Below are 19,093 nucleotides of genomic sequence, written 5' to 3'. Positions count from 1 at the left end.
CATGAAGAACCTCAGCCGCATCTACGACGCCCACGCCTACGACACCGAAGTCCCGGTCGGCAGCTACTGGGACGCCACGCTGCCCGCCGCCCCTGCCTATCCCGCGCTGGACGGCGACCGGCGCGCGGGAGTCGCGATAATTGGCGCCGGCTACACTGGCCTCAGCGCGGCACTGCATCTGGCCCGCGACCATGGCGAGGCGCCGCTGGTGATCGACGCAGCCCAGCCCGGCTGGGGTGCCTCGGGGCGCAATGCCGGCTTCTGCGGCTTCGGCGGTGCCAAGCTGGGCGGCAGCGCCATTATCCGCCGCTTCGGCGAGGACGATCTGCGCGCCTTCTACAGCGCCCAGAAGGAGGCGGTTGCGCTGGTCCGCGATCTCACCTCGCCTGGCGGCATCGAGGCCGATGTGCAGGAGGACGGCGAATACTGCCTGGCCCACAGCCCCCGCGCGGCTCGCGCCCTGCCGGAAATGGCCGCAGGCCTGCGCCATTACGCCGGGGTGGACTGCCCGGTGCTGTCAGCCTCAGAAATGCGGCAGGAGGGCCTGCACGGCGACGGCTTCTACGGCGGATTTCTGCTGCCCCTGGGCTTTGGCCTGAACCCGGGCAAATACGCGGCCGGCCTGGCCCGCCTTGCGCAGCAGGCGGGCGCCGTGATCCACGGCGGCACCCCGGCGCTCTCGGTGCAGCAGGAGCGCTGCGGCACCTATGCCGTCGAAACGCCTTCGGGCCGCATCATCGCCGACCGGCTGATCATCGCCAGCAACGGCTACAGCAGCGACAACCTGCCGGACTGGCTGCGCGGGCGCTATTTGCCGGTGGTCTCGCATATAATGGTGACGCGGCCCCTGACCGAAGGCGAGAAACAGGCGCAGGGCTGGACCACCCGGCGCATCGCCTATGACACCCGCAACCTGCTGCATTACTTCCGCCTGCTGCCGGACAACCGGGTGCTGTTCGGGATGCGCGGCACCAGCAACATCACCCCCGGCTCCACACAGCAGATGCGACGCCGGATCCGCCGTGATTTCGAGATGATGTTCCCGGCCCTTGCCAAGGCTGAAACTGAATACCATTGGAGCGGCCTGGTCTGCCTGACCCGCGGTCTCACCCCCTATGCCGGGCAGATCGGAGACTGGCGGCGCGCCTGGACCGGATTTGGCTACCACGGCGGCGGCGTTGCAATGGCGACATATACTGGGCGGCTGATTGCTGGAATTGCCGCCGGAAAGCCATGCGTTTCCCCTTTACCCGAGCTCATGAAGGTGCAGCCTTCAACGTTCCCATTGCTGAGTTTCCGCCGCCACCTCCTACCTCTAGCGTACACATATTACGGCATGAAAGACCTGCATTAGGAACTTCCGCGCTGGCTCAACTGAACAGACTCGCTGCGCGTGGAACACTTCCGGTACAACCGGGGGCGGTTGCGTTTTCGGTGCAGAGCAGAACTTCCGAACTGAATTTTCTCATCGTGTAAGAAAACCAGGATTTACCGGCCTGTGCCATCAAAGCGAAACCTCAACCTGTCTGAGCGCAAGGTTTGCCACCCCGTGCAATGCGTCTGCTGTTGCACCGTCACGGGCTTGCGCTGCAAACCCCTGGATCAGCACCGAGACAAATTTTGCCAGCAAGTCCGGCTTGACGGATACAACCATGTCCCCGTCGGCGATACCGCGCCGGATCCGGTCTGCGATCATCGACTCGCTGGCTTGCCTGTAGCCGGCAAGCAGTTCCTGCGCGCATTCGCTGCCTTTGCCGCAATTGGTTGCGGCACTGATCAGGAGACAGCCCTTGGGCCTTTGTTCCGTGCAAAAGGCCTCAATCGCCTCGGACACAAGGCGGCGTAGAGCCTTGGCGGCAGTTGCTTCTTCATCAAGGGCGCGAGGGGCGTAAGCCGCAACATGCTTGACATAATGGGCGGTGCAGCGTTCAAACAGCGCCTGTTTGTTGCCAAAAGCCGCGTAAATACTGGGCGGGTTCAATCCCATGGCAGCACTGAGTTCTGCCATGGACGCAGCCTCATATCCTCGTTCCCAAAACAGCAGCATCGCCTGCTCAATCACGTGATCGGTGTCAAAGGACCGCTGCCGCCCCATGGCTGCCTCCATTATTATTTACCGATCACTACACAAATGTGCTTGACCCGGCAAGCCGCCCATTGTTTATCAATCACTACAGAATAGGTGGAGGCTAGGATGAAAGCAGCAGTTATCGAGAGTTTTGGCGGGGTGGAAGTGTTCCGGATAGCGGAACAGCCGCACCCCGAACCCAAGCCGGGGGAGGTGCTGATCCGGGTCCATGCGTCCAGTGTGAACCCTGTGGATGCGGGGGTCCGGTCTGGACGGATCCTACCCTATGACCCAGCCCAATTTCCGATGATCCTAGGCTGGGATGCGGCAGGCACTGTCGAGACGCTTGGCCCTGAAACGGAAGGGTTTGCCCCCGGAGACCGGGTGATGGTGCTCTCACCGCAACCAGGATCGCTGGTAGGCACCCATGCGGAATTTACCACCCTGCCTGCCAGCCAGATTGTGAAGATTGCCGATGCGGTTTCTTTCATCACAGCCGCTGCAATGCCTTTGATCGGCAGCACCGCACTGGCGGCATATCAAGCGCTGGATCTGCCGCCGGGCGCCCGTGTTCTGGTCAACAATCCCAAAGGGGCGGTTGGCGCAATGGCTGCAGCGATCGCGCCTTTGCTGGGGTTCGAACTCGCGGCCTCTGATGCACAAGACGTAGATGGCGCCATTGACGTGCGCGGCGGTGAACATGCGCATCAGGCTTTTGCTGCGGTGAAGGACAGCGGGGCCTATGCAACCATTGTTCCGGAGTGGTGGAAGCCGGGCGGGGTCTTTACCGCAGCGCGGGGCATCACCCCAGTGACAGTTCAAAATCCCGCCAATCAGCAGGTTCTGCTGCCATTGTCGGATTGGCTGGCCCAGGGCGTCCTGGATCCGGGGATCGAGGAGATCATGCCGCTTCACCGGATCGCAGAGGCGCACCGGAGGCTGGAGGCGCCCGGACGTACCGGCAAGTTTGTTCTGGACCATACCTGCTGACACCTGCAGCGAAAGGCACAGGCAGGGCCGCCCCCGCCTGTGCCGGTTTTTCGTGCTGCCGAAGGGTCCCGGATTGCTACGCGGGCGCGGGCACGCCCATTGCAGCAGCCGCCCGGGCCAGACACTGCTGCGCGTCATCCATGAGGTCTGCGAGAATGCGGCCTGCAGGCGCGGCCGAGCGGATCAGGCCGATGCCTTCGCCGGCAAAGGCGGTTGCCACATCAGGATCGCCTGCATCCTGAGCTGCCAACCATTTAGCGGCTTCAGCGCCTGCTTCCATCCTCAAGGCATCTTCGGAGCCGTGCCATTTCTGAATGAAGGAATTGCGCAGCACACGGCCATTGTAGCGCGCAGGCCAATCATAGCCGCGGACCACGTCGACCACCTTGGTGCGGATCGTATCGTCACCGGTCGCAGCAAGCGCGCGATCCAGGATGCGGGGATGCACCAGCGCCTCGTGCGAGGCCCAGAACCGGGTGCCGATCACCGCACCATCTGCACCCAGCATCAGGGCCGCAGCCAGACCGCGCCCGTCGGTGATGCCGCCTGCGGCACAGAGCAGCGCCGTGCTGTTCCGGCGCGCGATTTCGTCCGCTATCTCGGGAACCAAAGCAAAGGTGCCGCGCGCTTCGCCATGGCCGCCGGCGTCCGCCCCCTGAGCCACAAGAATGTCCGCGCCGCAGTCCAGCGCCTGTCGGGCATCGCGCAGGGTTTGGACCTGGCAGATCAGCGGCACGCCGGCATCCCGGATCGCAGGCGCAAATGGCGCCGGGTTGCCGAAGGACAGGAACACCGACGCGGGATCCTGCGCCAGTACCAAATCAAGCAGATCCGGCTGTTCCGCCAGCTTCCAGGTGATCAGCCCGCAGCCCGCGCGGGCCCCCGCGGCGGCTGTGAACTGCTGTTCAATCCAGCCGGCATCACCATAAGCCCCCCCGATCATGCCCAGCCCGCCGGCTTGGGTGACGGCGCGGGCCAACGCGCCGCCCGCAGCAAAGGCCATCGGCGCCTGGATCACCGGACAGGTGATCCCCAGCGCCTCTGTCAGCCGCGTCTTCATTGCGCTTTCCTCCGGTATTCCTGCACCGGCAGGCCGCCGACACCCCAATCCTCCAGCCGGACCTCGTCAATCACGACAAAGGTGGTTGCTGGATTCTTGCCCAGAATGTCTTGCAGAAGACCGGTGACCCCGGTAATCAGCTGCGCCTTTTGATCTGCGCTTGGGCCGTTGCCATCAGGGCCGCCTTCGCGGGTCACCTTGATATTCACATAAGGCATGAGTCAGTCCTTTCGTGGAGCATAGGAAAACACTTTCGCAACGATGCGCCATTCGGTGCCGTGGCGAACCAGGGCCAGCAGGTCGTGGAAGTCCCGGCCCATCATGGTCATCCGGGCGCTGACATGGGCCAGACGGTTGCTGGCAAAGGCAATCTCCAGGATCTCCTCCTCGCGCGGGTCGCCGCGTTTGGCGGGCGGCTCACGCCCGTCGACGCGGGTCATGTAGGTCTCAAGATCCAAGTAAAGCTCATCGCCTTCAGTGGCGCAGACATAGGCCAGCTGCGGGTGGAAGATCTCGCGCAGCATGGTGCTGTCGGCCTGGTGGAGGCCCTCAAAATAGGCCCCCATCAGTTCGCCGACCGCTTTGTGATCGGCGGGCGTCATTGGATCAACCCTTCGGCGCGCATCGCTGCCTGTGCCGATGGACGGGCTGCACTGCGGTTCACAAAGGCGGCAAGATTGGGCCAGCGGGCCAGGTCGATACCGGTGAAATTTGCCCAGTTCGAGACAACGAACAGGTAGGCATCCGCCACCGAGAACTGGTCTTCAATCAGCCACTCTCGGCCATCCGCCAGCTGGGTTTCAATGAAATCGAACTTGCCCGCAACAGCGGTACGCGCAGCGTCCTTGCCGGCCTCGGATGTGCCCTCGCGGAACAGCGGGCCAAAGGCCTTGTGCAGCTCACTCCCGATCCAGTTGAGCTGTTCCTGCATCCGGGCCCGGGCCAGGGTGCCAGCCTCCGGCGCCAAGCCTGCCTCCGGGTGGCTGTCCGCGATATACTGCAGAACCGCTGCCCCTTCAGTCAAAATGCTGCCATCGTCCAGGCCCAGGGCCGGAACATAGCCCTTGGGGTTGATCGCGCGGTAGTCCGCACCCGTTTCAGTCCTGCCCGCGGCGGTATCGACGGCTTCAATTTCAAACGGGCGGCCGGTTTCATGCAGGGCGATATGGCTTGCCAGCGGGCAAGCACCGGGCTTGTAGTAGAGTTTCATAACAGTCTCCTGTGTTGGTGATGCCCTCTGACTACCTCCGAATATGATTGATTGATAATATTGTGTTTTCAGCACTATGATCGAAAAAATCGAACATGTTGGAAGCTCATGAAACATGACCAGCTCATTGCCCTGGACGCCATTGTCATAACCGGCACATTCCGCGGCGCGGCGGAGCGCCTGCACAAATCGCAATCCGCCATCAGCCACACAATCCGTCAGTTGGAAGAGGAGCTGGAATTGGAGCTGCTCAGCCGCGAAGCCTACCGCCCCGCACTCACCCCAGCAGGCGAAATCTTCTACCGCGAGGCGTCGCGGGTTCTGCGCCAGATGCAGGGGCTGAGATCCACCGCGGCCCGGCTGCGCGCCCGCGAAGAGCCGGAGCTGACCGTCGCCGTCAGCGCAACAATGGATTTGGACCCTTTGCTGCCGGCCCTTGCAGAAACCGGGCGGCGCCACCCCGCAACACATCTGCGGCTGCGGATGGAGATGATGGGCGGCCCGATCGCCCGGCTGATGGAGGGCAAGGCAGATATCGCGCTCGCGTCCCTTGATGGGGTGCCATTGGACGAAGTTGAGGCTGAACCGGTTGCCGAGGTCACGATCCGGCCCGTGGCCAGCCCTGATCTTGGCCTGCCGTCCGGTTCCCGCGCATTGTCCGCATCCGAAATGCAAGGCCACGTGCAGGTGGTTGCCGCCGGCACCGGCGGCGCGGCGCATGAACAGAGCCGCGACCTGCTGTCTGGCGGGCTGAAGTGGACCGTTTCCGATCTCACGGCCAAGAAGAAAGTGATCCTCGCCGGGCTCGGCTGGGGTGGTTTGCCCGACCATATGACAGATGCTGAGCGACGCTCCGGAGCGTTGCTGTCCCTGAACCTGGAAGGGTTTCCTCTTCGCCGGACCATGCTCTACAAGATGAGACGCAGGGACCAAACAGTAGGAGTCGTTGCCAATGAACTTTGGAGCAAAATCGGTACTGCCAAGCCGGACTAAATCAGGAAACCCCTAGGACTGCTAACCTTCTGCAGCTGAAGCAGAACGCTATCATATTAAAGCGAAAGCTTTCCAAGGGCGACGTGGCTGGCTCCTACCCGGCTTTCATCACGGTGTCATGTGCTGCAGCGCAGATTTGCCCGGCCCGCCATTCGTGTGCCGTACAGCCTTTTTCAGTTTGTAAAAGGCTGGGCTGCCGGACAAAACGGACCGCTGCCTTTGAAACCCAATTAAGTCGGAAATTGGCCCTCCGAACAGACCCCGGCAGGAAAGAAGCCCTGGCGCACTCCGCCAGGGCCCTGATTTTTGAGGGGCCAGGCGGTTATCAGACACCCGCCATCTCGCGTTTTTCCGCGTTCCTGAAGAAGATCAGGTAGAAAACCGGCGCGGCCACCAGCGTCAGCACGGTCGCAAAGGCCAGCCCGCCCATGATGGTGATTGCCATCGACACGAAAAACGCATCGGTCAGCAATGGCGCCATGCCAAGAATGGTGGTCACTGCTGCCAGCATCACCGGGCGCAGGCGTGAGACCGAGGCTTCGACAATGGCTTCGCGCAGAGGCTTGCCGGTTTCGCGCACCAGGTCGATCTCCTCGACCAGCACGATGCCATTCTTGATCAGCATACCGGACAGGCTGAGCAGACCCAATAGTGCCGTGAAAGTGAAGGGGAAACCGGTTCCCAGCAGCCCGATCACCACGCCGTTCACCGACATCGGCACCAAGAGCCAGATGATCACCGGCTGGCGGATTGCGTTGAACAGCAGTACCGAAATCAGCACCATTATCAGCAACGTCACCGGCAGCTGCTTGCCAAGGCTTTCGTTAGCGTCGCCAGAGCTTTCATGCTCGCCGCCCCATTCCATCATGTAGCCGGGCGGGATGTCCATCGCCTCGATGGTTTCCTGCACTTGGGCAAAAACGGTGGCCGCAGTCATGTCCGGCGGGATGTCGGCGCCAACAGTGAGCGTCGGCAGTCGGTCCCGGCGATGCACCAACGTGTTTTCCACCTCGACATCGATGCCATCAATCATCTGCTCCAGCGGCAGGAACTTTCCGGCAGAAGAAGAGAAAACAACCTGATCATAGATGTTGTAGGAGTCCTCCTGCGCTCGGCGTACCACGATGGGGATCAGCCGGTCATGTTCCCGGAAGACGCCCATCTGCACACCATCGGTGGAGAACTGCAGCGCGTCGGCGATGTTTTCCCGGGTGACGCCGGCAGTCTGTGCCCGGTCGGTAGCATAGACAGGTTTCAGCACCGGCTCCTGCTCACGCCAGTTTTGACGCGGGAGCAGGATATTGGGGGAAGCCGCTTCCAGCCGCCGGATCGCTTCTTCGCCCAGGCGGCGCAGGACGCGCGGGTCGGGACCGGAGAAGCGCACCTGGATCGGATCACCGCCACCCGGGCCGAACACCAGCCGCTTGGTACGGAACTCACCCTCAGGGAAGCGGGATTGGCCAAAAGCCTCCAGCTCAGCCTGCAGCGGCGGGATGGCGTCCAGGTTTGCGGTACGGATGATCAGGTGGCCGTAGCTGGGGTTCGGCTTTTCGGCAGAATAGGTCAGCATGAAACGGGTTGCCCCCTGTCCCGTGAAGGAGGCCACCGAAACCACATCATCGCGGGCGCCCAGCCAGTCCTCGAACACCTGCAGATGCTCGGAAGTGGTGTGTATCGATGTGCCCTGAGGCAGCTTGTAATGAACAAAGAACAGCGGGGTGTTGGAGTCCGGGAAGAACTGCTGCCGCACTTGCCCGAAACCGAAAAAGCAGACCACGGTGACGGTAATCAGCCCAGCGACGACCATCCAGCGCAGCTTCAGAGATGCCCGCAGAATTGCGCCGTAGGTGCGGAACAGAACACCATCATAGGCATCACTGTCCCCCTCCTTGCCCTGCTTGAAGAAGTAGTGGCCCAGCAGCGGGGTGGCCGTCAGAGCCAGGAACCAGCTAAGGAGCAACGAAATGGCAATCACCGCAAACAGCGAGAACAGGAACTCACCAGTCGCATCCGGGCTGAGACCGATACCGGCAAAGGCCATGATGCCGATCACCGTAGCGCCAAGCAGCGGGATTTGGGTTTTTGACGCCGCATCGTGTGCCGCCTCGCGGGAAGTCTTGCCGCGCAGCATGGAAATTTGCATCCCCTCCGCCACAACAATGGCATTGTCGACCAGCATCCCCATGGCAATGATTAGCGCACCAAGCGAAATCCGCTCCATCTCGATCGAGAACATGTTCATGAAGAACAGTGTGCCCACCACTGTCAGCAGCAGGGTTGTGCCCACCACAACAGCGGCGCGCCAACCCATGAACAGCGCCAGCACGACCACCACGATGGAAACCGACATGGCAAGGTTTACCAGAAAGTCGTTGGAGGCCTGCTCGACCACCATATGCTGCTGATAGATTGGTTTCAGATCGACACCATAGGGGATCTGGCTGTCCAGTGCGGCGAGCTTGGCGTCAACGTTCTTGCCCACTTCAACGATGTTTTCGGTGGCAAGGCCGGCAATCCCGAGAGTGAAGGCTTCAACCCCATCAAAGCGGATGATCAGATCCGGATTGTCGATGCGGCCACGATGCACGTCGGCCATGTCGATCACGTTAACCACCTCACCCTGCCAGCCGATCGCTAGGCCCTGGATTTCGGAAACCGAGTCCGAGCCTTCAGGCGCGCGCATCAGAGTTTCGGCTGGCCCGGCGTCCAGACTGCCTGCAGAGCGGACCGAGTTGGACGTGGCCAGCGCGTTGCTGATCGCGTCAATCGGAACATTCTGATTGACCGAAACCGCGAGCGTGGGTTCAACAAAGATCGCCTCCTGCGGCAACCCCGCGATTTCAACATCGGCCACCCCGTCCACCGTCAGCAGCTCGCGCCGCAAGTAGGTTGCCAGATCATGCTTTTCGGCGTCCGTGTAGCCCTCCGCCGTTACCGCATAAAATAGGCCGAACACATCGCCGAAGCCGTCGTTCACAACCGGCTGGCTGACACCCTCCGGCAAAGCGCGGGCGGCATCGCGTACTTCCGCACGCAGTTTGGTCCAGATGGCAGGCAATTCGGTGCCATCGTACGTATCCTGCATCTCCACTTCGATCAGGGAGAAGCCGGGCTGGTTCACCGAAGTGATCAGCTTGACCTCGCCCATTTTCTGGATCGCTGATTCCAGAGGCTCGGAGACTTCGCGCGCAACCTGCTCACTGTTGGCGCCCGGATACTGCGTGGCGATCACCGCGGACTTGATGGTGAAGGCCGGATCTTCAAGGCGTCCCAGGTTCAGAAATCCCCAGATGCCGCCAAGCAGGGCCGCCAGCATGATGATCCAAGTATAGAGCGGCCGGTTGATCGACCCGCGTGCAATGTCCATCTGCCTGCCCTCAGTTTCCGAAACCGGTAAAGCGCCTGACCTTCTGGCCGTCTTTCAGCGCGCCGCCCCCGGTCAGCACCACTTCTTCGTCTCCGGCCAGGCCCTCCGCCACGCGGAAATCACCGTTCTGAGTGGCTTCAACCTTCACTTTGGTCCATGCAATGGTGCCTTCCTTAGCGCCTACAGGGGAATAAACCATGACGCCGGTGCTGCCGTCGGTTGCGGTTACCAGGGCCGTTGCGGGCACTCTGATGCCTGCTTCGCCGGTGTTCACCCGCACTTTCACAGTTGCAGATGCGCCCGGAAGGATCTGGCGGTTTTCAGGCGGGGTCAGGCGGAGTGTCACCTGATAGGTCTGACCGACGCTGCTGGCCTCTGCATCATATTCCAGGATCTCCAGCGGATACTCTGCGTCCTGGCCGGGAAAATTCGCGGAAATCGTCAGCACGTCGCTTTCCTCAGCCCTTTGGAACAGGACTTCAGGCACATCGACTTTGATATGCAATTCAGACATGTCGTGCAGCCGCACGATGGGGGTCCCCGAACTGACGGTGGTGAACTGCTCCACTTCACGGCTGGACACCAGCGCATCAAAAGGAGCGTTCAGGGTAGCATGCTCAAATTCATACTCTGCATCGCGCAGCGCCACGCGTGCCAGCCCTGCCTCGGTCTCAGCGTCGTCGATCGAGACCTGACTGACAGTGCCGGTCAGATTTTTTAGGCGCGCAACAGTCCGGTCGGCCTGTTCCTTGCGCAGCTGCGCCTGCTCCAACTGTAGCTCGAACGGTTCCAGGTCAAGCTCGGCAATCAACCCGCCATTGGCCACCGTACGGCCTTCGGCAACCGGAAATTTCAGTATTTGCCCGGAAACCTGAAACGCAAGGTCCACTGTCTGCTTAGCTGCCACTTGGCCAAAAAACTGCCGTTCCAGAACCAATGCTTCCGAGGAGGTTTGCAGCAGCTTGACCGGCTTCAGCGCCCCTTGAGCCAGCACAACCGCAGGCAAGGTTGCAAACCCGGTAATCAAAGCAACGGCAAATGAGGTTGTCCAGCGCATGCGTATCACTCCTTCGGGGCAGTTTTCTGGCTGTTCGCACCGTATGGCAATTTCAGGTGGCGCATCCACTGGTGCAAGACAAGATGCCGGGATCGGTGCGGCATAGTCTCTTTGGCTTTTTTTGCCTGTGAACAAGTTCACAAAGTACAAGAAATCTCCATGAAGAGCCGCCAAGAAGGAAATGAAAACTCACGGCAAGACACCTTCGCACTCAATGAGAAGGGCCGCAGTCCTCCGCCCCTTGAGAAGGTGCTCTGCTCCCTGAAAACTGGGACGTTCGGATGATCAGCCCCACCTGAGTGGTCCGGTTTGATTGTTAGTGCATGACTGGCCTTTTGATCCTCCCCCAGTGAAGTGGTCCGCCGTTATGTTTAGGAAAACGGAGGATCAGAATGGGAACGAAGCGGCACAAACCCGAAGAAATTGTCACGAAGCTGCGGCAGGTTGAGGTGCTTGTCGGGCAAGGGATGGCGTGGGTGGATGCGATCCGCGAAGTGCGCATCACCGAGCAGACCTATTACCGCTGGCGCAAACAGTATGGCGGGATGGGAACCGACCAACTCAGGGAACTCAAACGATTGCATAAAGAAAACGAACGGCTGCGTCGCGCCGTATCGGACCTGACCCTGGACAAGCTCATCCTGACGGAAGCTGCGAAGGGAAACTTCTGAGCCCTGCCCGCCGCCGGGCCTGCATTGACCATGTGCGCAGCCTGTTCAGGGTGTCTGAGCGGCGCGCCTGCCGCGTCCTGAAGCAACACAGATCCACGCAGCGCAAGCCGCCCAAGAGCCGGGCGGACAAAACACGCCTGGTTGCGGACATGATCGTGCTTGCCCGCCAGTATGGCCGCTACGGCTATCGGCGGATCGCAGCATTGCTGAGAGGGGCAGGCTGGCAGGTCAACTGTGAACAGGCATGCAATTTTGACCCCGTAGCGGGGAAATCGGCGTCCAAAGATGACCCCCTTACACTGATGTGAATCATGCCCCCGAGGTTATCGGGGAGCACAGAGTGGGATGTTGGTCGTGGAGACGATAGCAAAGATCCGGCGGGCGTATTTTCAGGATTGAGGCATTGAGCCACCATTGGTCCGAGGCCAATGCCGAACAAGCCGATCAAGCAAATCTGCCGGGAACTGCGAGCTCGTCACTCCAAGCTCCTTGGCAACACCGCCTTGTGTGGCCCCAGGCTTATAAAGCCGACCAACAGCTGCGGCTTTGAACTCATCTGTGAACGTCCGTCTCGATTGTCCCATTCCATGCTCCTTTCGTGGACAGGGGTAATTTACCCCGCTGTCCGGGAACAGGGACGAAGTTCAAACCGTGAAACTGCACAATGCGGGACAAACCCGTCCTTTACCAGGGGACCCTCAGTAGCCGCTTAGCCATCAGTTTCAACCGCTGGCGCTCTCCATATTCCACGCCGCCAGAAGTTTCGGCAGCGCTTCGTTCCAGTCCAGCACACCGGCGGCTTGGGCCCAGACCTGATACTGTCGGATCAGGTCTTTCTCCAAGGCGGGGCTGCGGCCTGCAAGATCGGTCAGTTCAGTGCGGTCGGCCTCGATGTCGTAGAGCTCCCAGGGACAATCATGCAGCCGCACCAGCTTGAACCGGCCCAGCCGGATCGCGGCGTTGCCCTCGTGCTCCCAGAAGATCGGCTGCGCGCGCTGCCAGTCCTTGCCCTGAAAGAGGCCCAGCAGCGACTCTCCTTGCAGCGGCTGGATCTCATGGCCGCCGACCTCGGTCTGATAGGCGGTGCCGGCGGCTTCCAGAATGGTCGGCAGGATATCGACCACATGGCAGGCTGCATGGGCAGCACTGCGCGGTTTGAACCCCTTTGGCCAATGGGCGACCAGAGGGGTCGAGATGCCGCCTTCATGCACATAATGCTTGTACAGGCGGAACGGCGCATTGGAGACATTGGCCCAGGGCTTGTCATAGCTTTGAAATGTCTGGGCATCGCCCGGGCGCAGGCCGGTCACATTGCCCATGGTGATCTGCCTGCCGTCGTGCGTTTTGTCCGGGTAGAACTTCGCCCAGCCGTCCTCGGCCATGAACTCGGCGCAGCCACCGTTGTCGCTGAGGAAAAGGATCAGCGTGTTGTCGAACTGCCCGAGCCGTTTCAGGGCCGAAATCAGTGTGCCGACCGACTGGTCCATGCGGTCCACCATTGCCGCATAGGTTGCCATCTTGCTGGCCTCCCAGTCCTGGTTCTTTTCCTGTTCCCAGCCATGCACGGTGCTGTCGCGCGGGGAGATGTCCCAGCTGCGCTGGAAAACGCCTTGGCCGTTCATCGTTTCATGGCGTGCGGTGCGGATATGGTCCCAGCCTTTCGAATAGACGCCATCGTATTTTGCGATGTCCTCAGGATGGGCATGCAGCGGCCAGTGCGGCGCAGTATGGGCGAGGTAGAGGAAGAATGGCTTTTCGTCCGCGACCGCGCCTTCGATCATGCCGATGGCCTTATGGGTGATGGCGTCGGTGAAGTAGAAATCATCCGGGAAGGTTTCGACCCGGCTGTCATCCTCCAGCATGTAATGCGGCGAGAAGAAATGCGTGGCGCCGTCCATGATCCCGTAAAAACGGTCAAAGCCGCGCTGGCGCGGTGTCGGATGCTCGACGTCGCCGATCCGCCAGCTGTCCACACTTCGCGGCTCGAAATCGCCGGCCACATGCCATTTGCCGGACATCAGCGTGGCATAGCCGCTGGCGCGCAGATGCTCGGCTATGGTGGCGCTGTCGTTGCGCAGGAACCCCTGATAGGCAGGCGTGCCCAAATTCGCGCCCATATGCCCGACGCCGGCGTTATGCGGGTAGAGCCCGGTCAGAAGCGACGCCCGCGTCGGGCAGCAGCGGGCACAGTTGTACATCGCAGACAGCATCACGCCGCCCCGCGCAAGTGCGTCGATGTTGGGAGTCTGGATTTCAGACCCGGTGCAGCCGAGGTCGGCAAACCCCATGTCGTCCGCCAGGATCAGGATGACATTGGGCTGGCCGGTGTCTGTCTTGGAGCTGTGGCTGGTCATGGCTGAGCTTTCATCAGCGGTCAGGATGCGCGGGCGGAGGCAAGCGGGCCGCCCTCGACGGTGACCCGGTGCATCAGGCGGCGGAAACCGTGGTAGTCGTTGATCGCCTTGTGCCAGGTGGCACGGTTGTCCCACATGGTAATGTCACCGGCCCGCCAGCGCACGCGGCATTGAAACTCCGGCTGCTGGCAATGGGCATAGAGCATGACCAGAAGCGCCGAGGATTCGTCCGGATTCAGCCCTTCAATGCGGGTGGTGAAAACCGGGTTCACAAAAAGGCCGCGCCGCCCGCTCAGCGGATGGGTGATGACCACCGGATGCCGGGCGTCCTGGGTGGCGGCCTCTGCATTGCCCAGACGGCCCGAATTCACCGCCTCGCTGCCCATCGCGGCGGCGCCGAACACATGGCGCGAGGAATGCACGGCCGTGAGACCATCAAGAAAACGGCGCATCGGCGCTGAGAGCGCCTCATAGGCGGCGCCCATGGACACAAACAGCGTGTCGCCGCCATAGGGCGGCATCTCGATGGCGTGAAGAATTGAGCCCATCGCCGGTTCCTGATCATAGGAATGATCGGTATGCCACCCCTCACCAACGGCCTCTGTCTGGTCCTTCTCTTTCAGGACAGTGGCGATTTCCGGGTGGCCCTCGACCGGCTTGAAGAACCGGTTGACATTCACTGGCCCGAAACGGCGGGCAAAGGCCAGGTGATCTTCTGGCCCTGCGGTCTGCCCCCGCAGAACGATCACCGAATATTCCGCAAATGCGTCCCGGATGGCACTGAAATCCTCGCTGCGGCGGATATCCGCCCCCAGGATTTCCGCGCCCAAACCGCCGGTCATTGGCAATATTTCCATGATATCCTCCGCTGTCGCCTGCAGGCAGCATAAGGTCTGTCCTAAAACTGGAAAAACTGGTTTAATTTGCTTCAAAGAAAGATTTTTCCAATGGTTCGCTTCACCCTTCGCCAGCTCACCTACCTGACGGAAACCGCGCGGCAGGGCGGTATTGCCCAGGCGGCGCGGCAGCTTAATGTCTCTGCCGCAGCCATCGCCTCGGCACTGGACAAGCTGGAGGCCGCCACCGGCCTGACCCTGTTCGACCGGTTTCCGGCACAAGGCATGCGGCTGACCCGCGCTGGCGGGACGTTCGCCACCCAGGCCGAGGCGCTGCTGAAGCAGGCCGCTGCACTGGACCGGCAGGCCGCGGATCTGGCGTTTGGCCGCACCGGCAGGATCCACATCGGCACCCATCACGCACTGGCGCAGCAGATCGTCCTGCCTGCGGTGCTTGCTTTCCGCGAAAGCCATCCGGGTGTCCGTATCGAGGTGAAGGAAGCGGAATACCCGGCATTGGTGGCCGCGCTGGACACTGGCGAGGTGGATGCGCTGGTGGTCTTTGACCAGGGGTTCGACCCCGGTCGGCATGAGGTTGAAGTTCTTTTGGAGCTGCCGCCTCTGGTTCTGTTGTCAGGCGCACACCCTCTGGCTGCGAAATCCCGGATCAGCCTGTCCGACCTGACCGGTCTGCCCTATATCTCCGTCTCGCCCGCTGGCCCCGGCCCCAGTTACCTGCAACTGCTGCAGGCCGCGGGCGTCCACCCCGAAGTGCCGTTCCAATCCCAATCCCGCGAGCTTGTTCAGGCTTACGTCGGCAAGGGGTTCGGTTTCACGCTTGCAGGCTTCCCGCCCAAACAGGACTGCACGACTGAAGGCGACTCAATCGTTGCGCGACCGCTCAAGGAAAGCATCGGGCACTACAGGGTGGTGATTGCCCGCCCACGCCTAGCAGTTCAATCAGGCCTGACTGACCGGTTTTTGGAGCTCTGCAGGCCTCCGGTCTCAAGTTCCGGATTTGCAGGTATTCAAAGATCTGCAAACCCGTGATGCTGCCGTTCGTCTTTTCTGCAGCATCTGTCGCGATGGGTTCAGAGCACCCAATGCACCCGTAACGTTTCCCGAAGAACAAGCAATCGGACAACGGTCATTCAAACCAACAGTAAAATTCAGGTGTCAGCGCGGTGCTGATGTCTGGGCTTGGCGGGAGGATTGGAGGGCCCAATATGCCAAGGGTCCAACTTCCCGCAGTCACCCCGAAACGAAAAGCCTGGAACAAGGGCCGGGTCGTCGGCCAGAAAAGGCCGCTGTTGCCGAAACAAGTGTGGGCAATCCGCGCGCGGCTCGAATTGGCCAGGAATCTGCGTGATCTCACGCTGTTCAACGTGGCGATTGATAGCAAGCTTCGCGGATGCGATTTAGTGAAACTGTCCGTCAGCGATTTGGTCAGAGATGACCGCGTTCGCGAGAGGGTATCTGTGATCCAGAGCAAAACCCGGCGACCCGTTCAGTTCGAACTCTCTGAAAACACGCGAGATACCATTACTGCATGGATCAAGTCGCCGGAAATGATCGGCTGCCGTTTCATGTTTCCTAGCCGGTTTCATGACCGCCTACATATCTCAACCCGCCAATATGGCCGACTTGTGCGGGATTGGGTGGCTGCGATTGGGTTGGAACCCAGCGGCTACGGCACCCATTCGCTGCGCCGGACCAAGGCGGCGGAGATCTACCGCAAAACCGGAAATCTCAGAGCAGTTCAACTGTTGCTCGGGCACACAAAGGTTGACAGCACTGTCAGATATCTTGGTATCGAACTTGAAGATGCGTTGAGCATCGCCGAGCAAATCGACATTTGAACCACCTTGGCGGGCGGCACTTGCCGTTCGCCAATCCAGACCAGACCTACGGTCGCACCGCTGCAGTGTTACGGTTCGAGCCCTAAGCGGCCGCTTCTACCAAGCTTGATTGCTGCAAACGCAAAGGGCTGCACTATAACCCGAAGCTGACCTTGCTGCCGTTCGCTGCAGGCGCAGCAAGAACGGCCTAGGGCAGTCGCACTGCGCAGACAGCGACCTTTGCAAAGTCGAGGTTCCTCGGGCAGGGCAACAGGCATGACCGGCCCAAAGCTGACCTCCATCAGCTTATTGCGATGCCGCGGCGCAGCTCGTCATAGCGGTCCTCGGTGCGTCGTGCAGCATCGCAAATAAATGAATTCAGGATTTAACGTCGGTCGAGAACCGCATGCCTGACAAAGCGGTCTTTGCGCTCACCACCGTTTGAACGTAACGTAACCCACAGGCGACTGAAAGTAGGTTTTCAGCTGCCTTTCGCCAGCTTGCGGAATTCCCGCGGCAGTTTCCCGAACTGTGCCTTGAACACCTTGGTCAGGTTGTTGGCGCTGCCAAATCCGGTAGCGGCGGCAATGTCAAACAATGTCAGATCGGTCTGCTCGATCATCTGCTTGGCGACTTCCAGGCGGATGTTGCGGTAGTAACGGCCGGGCGACGCCGCCAGATGCGCCGCAAACAACCGCTCGATTTGGCGCAAGGAAACGTCTGCTGCCCGGGCAATCTCCTGTAAGGGCAGCGGTTCCTCGATATTGTCGTGCATAGCTTCAATCGCCTGTTTCAGGTGCGGTGGCGCGTTCCGGATCCGGTGGTAATCCACTTTGACCTGGCTTTGGCTGGAATCGCGGGGGAACCCGATCAGCAGCTGCCGGCACACAGCGCCTGCAACATCCGCGCCGACAGCTTCAGCCAGGAACTTCACTGCAAAGTCGAGCGTCGCCGCGTGGCCTGAACAGGTACTGATCTGCCCGTCCAGATGGTACAGGTTTTCGCTCAGCTCGACTTCAGGGTGCTGCTCACGCAGGTAGGCCAGCCTGCTCCAATGAGGTGTTGCACGGCCAGCAAGCCCTGCCTTGACCAGCAGGCTCGTCTCTTCGCCGAGGGAATACAGCGGGATCTTGTTCCTGCGGCATTTACGGAACAGGGCCAGCAGCGGCTTTTCAAACGGACTGTTTGCAGCCTCGCCGCAGCAGGTGAACACCGCATCCAGTCCGCGCGCCCGGGCCATCCGGTCCTGAAGGCACGCGATGCCTGTATCGGGCGTGAAATGCAGCCCGCCGGCCGCCGTGACCGGCGCTCCTGTGATCGACACCCGGTGCAGGCGGATCCGGTCTGCCCGCTCTACCTGGTTCACCGCCGAAAAGATATCGCAGACCGCAGCCAGGCTGATCTGCGAGAACCCCGGCCCAACCACCAGGCCAACGTTCAGGCTCCGGCTGCTTGCAGACTGAAGGGCTACTGAAATGGCCGCCGGGGCGTGTTTCCCGGTCCAGGACGTTTCTTGCATGTTTATTGCCAGTTTCCCCCTGGGTCAGTTCGCGGCGCTCTGCACTGGCGGAAGCTGCGTTCAGAAAGGATATTCTCTACCCCACGGTTCCGGCATTTCGGAACCTGGCCGCGCAAATGTGTTCAGGCCGGGCCAATCAACCTTGCCTGTGCGCTGGAGCGAACTGTTTGTGCCGCTTGTTTCCTGCGGTTTGCTACCCGCTCCCGGACAGAGCCCGGAAGCGGGCAATTTACTTCCCCGGCCCTCTTAGCCGTCCTTGCCGAGTTGCTTCACCGCAGCCAGCATCTTGGCGATCTCGGCTTCCGTGTTGTAGTGGCAAAAGGAAATCCGGATACAATCCGGTAGGCCCAGCGGGTCCAGCACGTTGCCGGAGTAATGGTCGGCCTTGCGGGTGTGGGTGCGGATGCTTTGGGCGTTGAGGATGTCCACCACCTCTTCCGAGGCGATGCCGTCCACCACGATGGAAACCAGCCCTTCGCGAGCCGGGTTGTCTGCACCAGCCAGAATGGTGACATGCGCCATATCCCGCAGCCCCGGCAGGTTGCCGGTGCCGTTGATCGCGGCATTGGTCAGATGGGTCTCATAGGCGTGGATGGCACGGCCTGCGGCCTCGATTTTGCCCCGGCGGGTAGGTTCGGAAGAGACCTCGCCGCCGAGCCATTCGAAATAGTCCACCACATCCGACAGGGTTGCATAAGAGCCGGTGTCGCGGGTGCCGAACTCCCAGCCGGTGGCAGGGGCTCCGATCAGCATGTCATGCGGCAATGTGCTGAGGCGGTCCGAGATCCAGGCGATGCCGTAGCCGTGGCGCGAGAACACCTTGTAGGGCGAGACCGCATAGCCGTCGACATCGTAGGCCGCCAGGTCCAGCTGGCCATGGGCGGCGTGCTGGATGCCGTCAACGATGATCAGGCAGTCCGGCGCCACCGCGCGGATCGCCTTGGAGATCGCCGCAACATCCATGCCCATGCCGGTGACCGGTGAGGCGTGCAGGATGGTGGCCACCGCCACGTCCGGGGTCACCAGTGCTGCGTAGTCATCAGCCGTGACCAGGCCGGTTTCGTTGTTGTGGGCGACGTTCACATACTCCAGCCCGGCAATTTCGGCCCAGCGGCGGGCGGCGCTGCGGG

The 19,093-nt window shown here is 61.1% G+C and carries 17 protein-coding genes and 1 pseudogene; 6 read left to right on the top strand and 12 right to left on the bottom strand.

Going from position 1 to position 19,093, the window contains the following annotated elements:
• Window position 1: 1 nt before the first annotated feature.
• On the top strand, window positions 2-1,354 hold the full coding sequence (locus RA24_RS17005) for an NAD(P)/FAD-dependent oxidoreductase (protein WP_039193141.1): 1,353 nt from the start codon (window positions 2-4) through the stop codon (window positions 1,352-1,354).
• 150 nt (window positions 1,355-1,504) lie between these two features.
• Here the strand turns inward: RA24_RS17005 and RA24_RS17000 are convergent, their stop codons facing one another.
• The gene (locus tag RA24_RS17000) at window positions 1,505-2,095 is read right to left on the bottom strand and encodes a TetR/AcrR family transcriptional regulator (protein WP_241480964.1); all 591 of its coding nucleotides are present in this window, start codon (window positions 2,093-2,095) and stop codon (window positions 1,505-1,507) included.
• Window positions 2,096-2,194: 99 nt separating this feature from the next.
• On the opposite strand from RA24_RS17000, the gene RA24_RS16995 reads away from it, so the two are divergent.
• Window positions 2,195-3,058, top strand: a complete 864-nt coding sequence (locus RA24_RS16995; protein WP_039193137.1) for an NADP-dependent oxidoreductase — start codon at window positions 2,195-2,197, stop codon at window positions 3,056-3,058.
• A gap of 76 nt (window positions 3,059-3,134) precedes the next feature.
• Here RA24_RS16995 and RA24_RS16990 read toward each other — a convergent pair whose 3' ends face one another.
• Genes RA24_RS16990 through gstA form a run of 4 tightly spaced genes read right to left on the bottom strand, consistent with a single transcriptional unit; the run spans window position 3,135 to window position 5,328 of the window.
• The gene (locus RA24_RS16990) at window positions 3,135-4,118 is read right to left on the bottom strand and encodes an NAD(P)H-dependent flavin oxidoreductase (protein ID WP_039193135.1); all 984 of its coding nucleotides are present in this window, start codon (window positions 4,116-4,118) and stop codon (window positions 3,135-3,137) included.
• The gene (locus tag RA24_RS16985) at window positions 4,115-4,336 is read right to left on the bottom strand and encodes a tautomerase family protein (protein ID WP_039193134.1); all 222 of its coding nucleotides are present in this window, start codon (window positions 4,334-4,336) and stop codon (window positions 4,115-4,117) included. The genes RA24_RS16990 and RA24_RS16985 overlap by 4 nt, the downstream gene beginning before the upstream one ends.
• Before the next feature lie 3 nt (window positions 4,337-4,339).
• Window positions 4,340-4,720: a nuclear transport factor 2 family protein gene (locus RA24_RS16980; RefSeq protein WP_039193132.1), complete on the bottom strand. Its 381-nt coding sequence runs from the start codon at window positions 4,718-4,720 to the stop codon at window positions 4,340-4,342.
• Complete coding sequence (gene gstA, locus RA24_RS16975) at window positions 4,717-5,328, bottom strand: glutathione transferase GstA (RefSeq protein WP_039193130.1); 612 nt, start codon at window positions 5,326-5,328, stop codon at window positions 4,717-4,719. The genes RA24_RS16980 and gstA overlap by 4 nt, the downstream gene beginning before the upstream one ends.
• A 108-nt stretch (window positions 5,329-5,436) precedes the next feature.
• Between gstA and RA24_RS16970 the strand changes: the two genes are divergently transcribed.
• Entirely contained in the window at window positions 5,437-6,321 is an 885-nt protein-coding gene (locus tag RA24_RS16970; RefSeq protein ID WP_019296859.1) for a LysR family transcriptional regulator, read from the top strand.
• 325 nt (window positions 6,322-6,646) lie between these two features.
• Here RA24_RS16970 and RA24_RS16965 read toward each other — a convergent pair whose 3' ends face one another.
• Both RA24_RS16965 and RA24_RS16960 read right to left on the bottom strand, forming a co-directional pair.
• Window positions 6,647-9,688 carry an efflux RND transporter permease subunit gene (locus tag RA24_RS16965; RefSeq protein ID WP_039193128.1) on the bottom strand — a complete coding sequence of 1,014 codons (3,042 nt, stop codon included), beginning with the start codon at window positions 9,686-9,688 and terminating at the stop codon, window positions 6,647-6,649.
• A 10-nt stretch (window positions 9,689-9,698) separates the two neighbouring features.
• Window positions 9,699-10,745 (bottom strand): efflux RND transporter periplasmic adaptor subunit, encoded by a 1,047-nt coding sequence (locus tag RA24_RS16960; protein WP_019296861.1) that lies wholly within the window; start codon window positions 10,743-10,745, stop codon window positions 9,699-9,701.
• Window positions 10,746-11,137: 392 nt separating this feature from the next.
• On the opposite strand from RA24_RS16960, the pseudogene RA24_RS22065 reads away from it, so the two are divergent.
• Window positions 11,138-11,649, top strand: a pseudogene (locus RA24_RS22065) (transposase); the annotation flags it as partial.
• Between the two features lie 156 nt (window positions 11,650-11,805).
• Here RA24_RS22065 and RA24_RS22820 read toward each other — a convergent pair.
• From RA24_RS22820 to RA24_RS16940, 3 genes are all read right to left on the bottom strand, one after another.
• Entirely contained in the window at window positions 11,806-12,000 is a 195-nt protein-coding gene (locus RA24_RS22820) for a transposase (protein WP_082020383.1), read from the bottom strand.
• Between the two features lie 138 nt (window positions 12,001-12,138).
• The gene (locus RA24_RS16945; protein WP_019297418.1) at window positions 12,139-13,770 is read right to left on the bottom strand and encodes an arylsulfatase; all 1,632 of its coding nucleotides are present in this window, start codon (window positions 13,768-13,770) and stop codon (window positions 12,139-12,141) included.
• Window positions 13,771-13,790: 20 nt separating this feature from the next.
• Window positions 13,791-14,627 carry a TauD/TfdA dioxygenase family protein gene (locus RA24_RS16940; RefSeq protein ID WP_029204937.1) on the bottom strand — a complete coding sequence of 279 codons (837 nt, stop codon included), beginning with the start codon at window positions 14,625-14,627 and terminating at the stop codon, window positions 13,791-13,793.
• A 90-nt stretch (window positions 14,628-14,717) separates the two neighbouring features.
• Between RA24_RS16940 and RA24_RS16935 the strand changes: the two genes are divergently transcribed.
• Window positions 14,718-15,656 (top strand): LysR family transcriptional regulator, encoded by a 939-nt coding sequence (locus RA24_RS16935; RefSeq protein ID WP_039193125.1) that lies wholly within the window; start codon window positions 14,718-14,720, stop codon window positions 15,654-15,656.
• Between the two features lie 176 nt (window positions 15,657-15,832).
• Window positions 15,833-16,465, top strand: a complete 633-nt coding sequence (locus tag RA24_RS16930) for a tyrosine-type recombinase/integrase (RefSeq protein WP_019297415.1) — start codon at window positions 15,833-15,835, stop codon at window positions 16,463-16,465.
• Window positions 16,466-16,925: 460 nt separating this feature from the next.
• Here the strand turns inward: RA24_RS16930 and RA24_RS16925 are convergent, their stop codons facing one another.
• A complete protein-coding gene (locus RA24_RS16925; protein WP_039193124.1) occupies window positions 16,926-17,963 on the bottom strand; it encodes a GlxA family transcriptional regulator in 1,038 nt (345 codons plus the stop codon).
• A gap of 246 nt (window positions 17,964-18,209) precedes the next feature.
• Window positions 18,210-19,093 (bottom strand): aminotransferase class V-fold PLP-dependent enzyme (locus RA24_RS16920; RefSeq protein WP_039193123.1); only part of this gene is annotated, 884 nt, incomplete at its 5' end.

The organism is Leisingera sp. ANG-M6 (assembly GCF_000813905.1).
Taxonomy (GTDB): Bacteria; Pseudomonadota; Alphaproteobacteria; order Rhodobacterales; family Rhodobacteraceae; genus Leisingera.
Note: the sequence above shows the minus strand (reverse complement) of the source record. Positions and strands in the feature narration are given on the sequence as shown.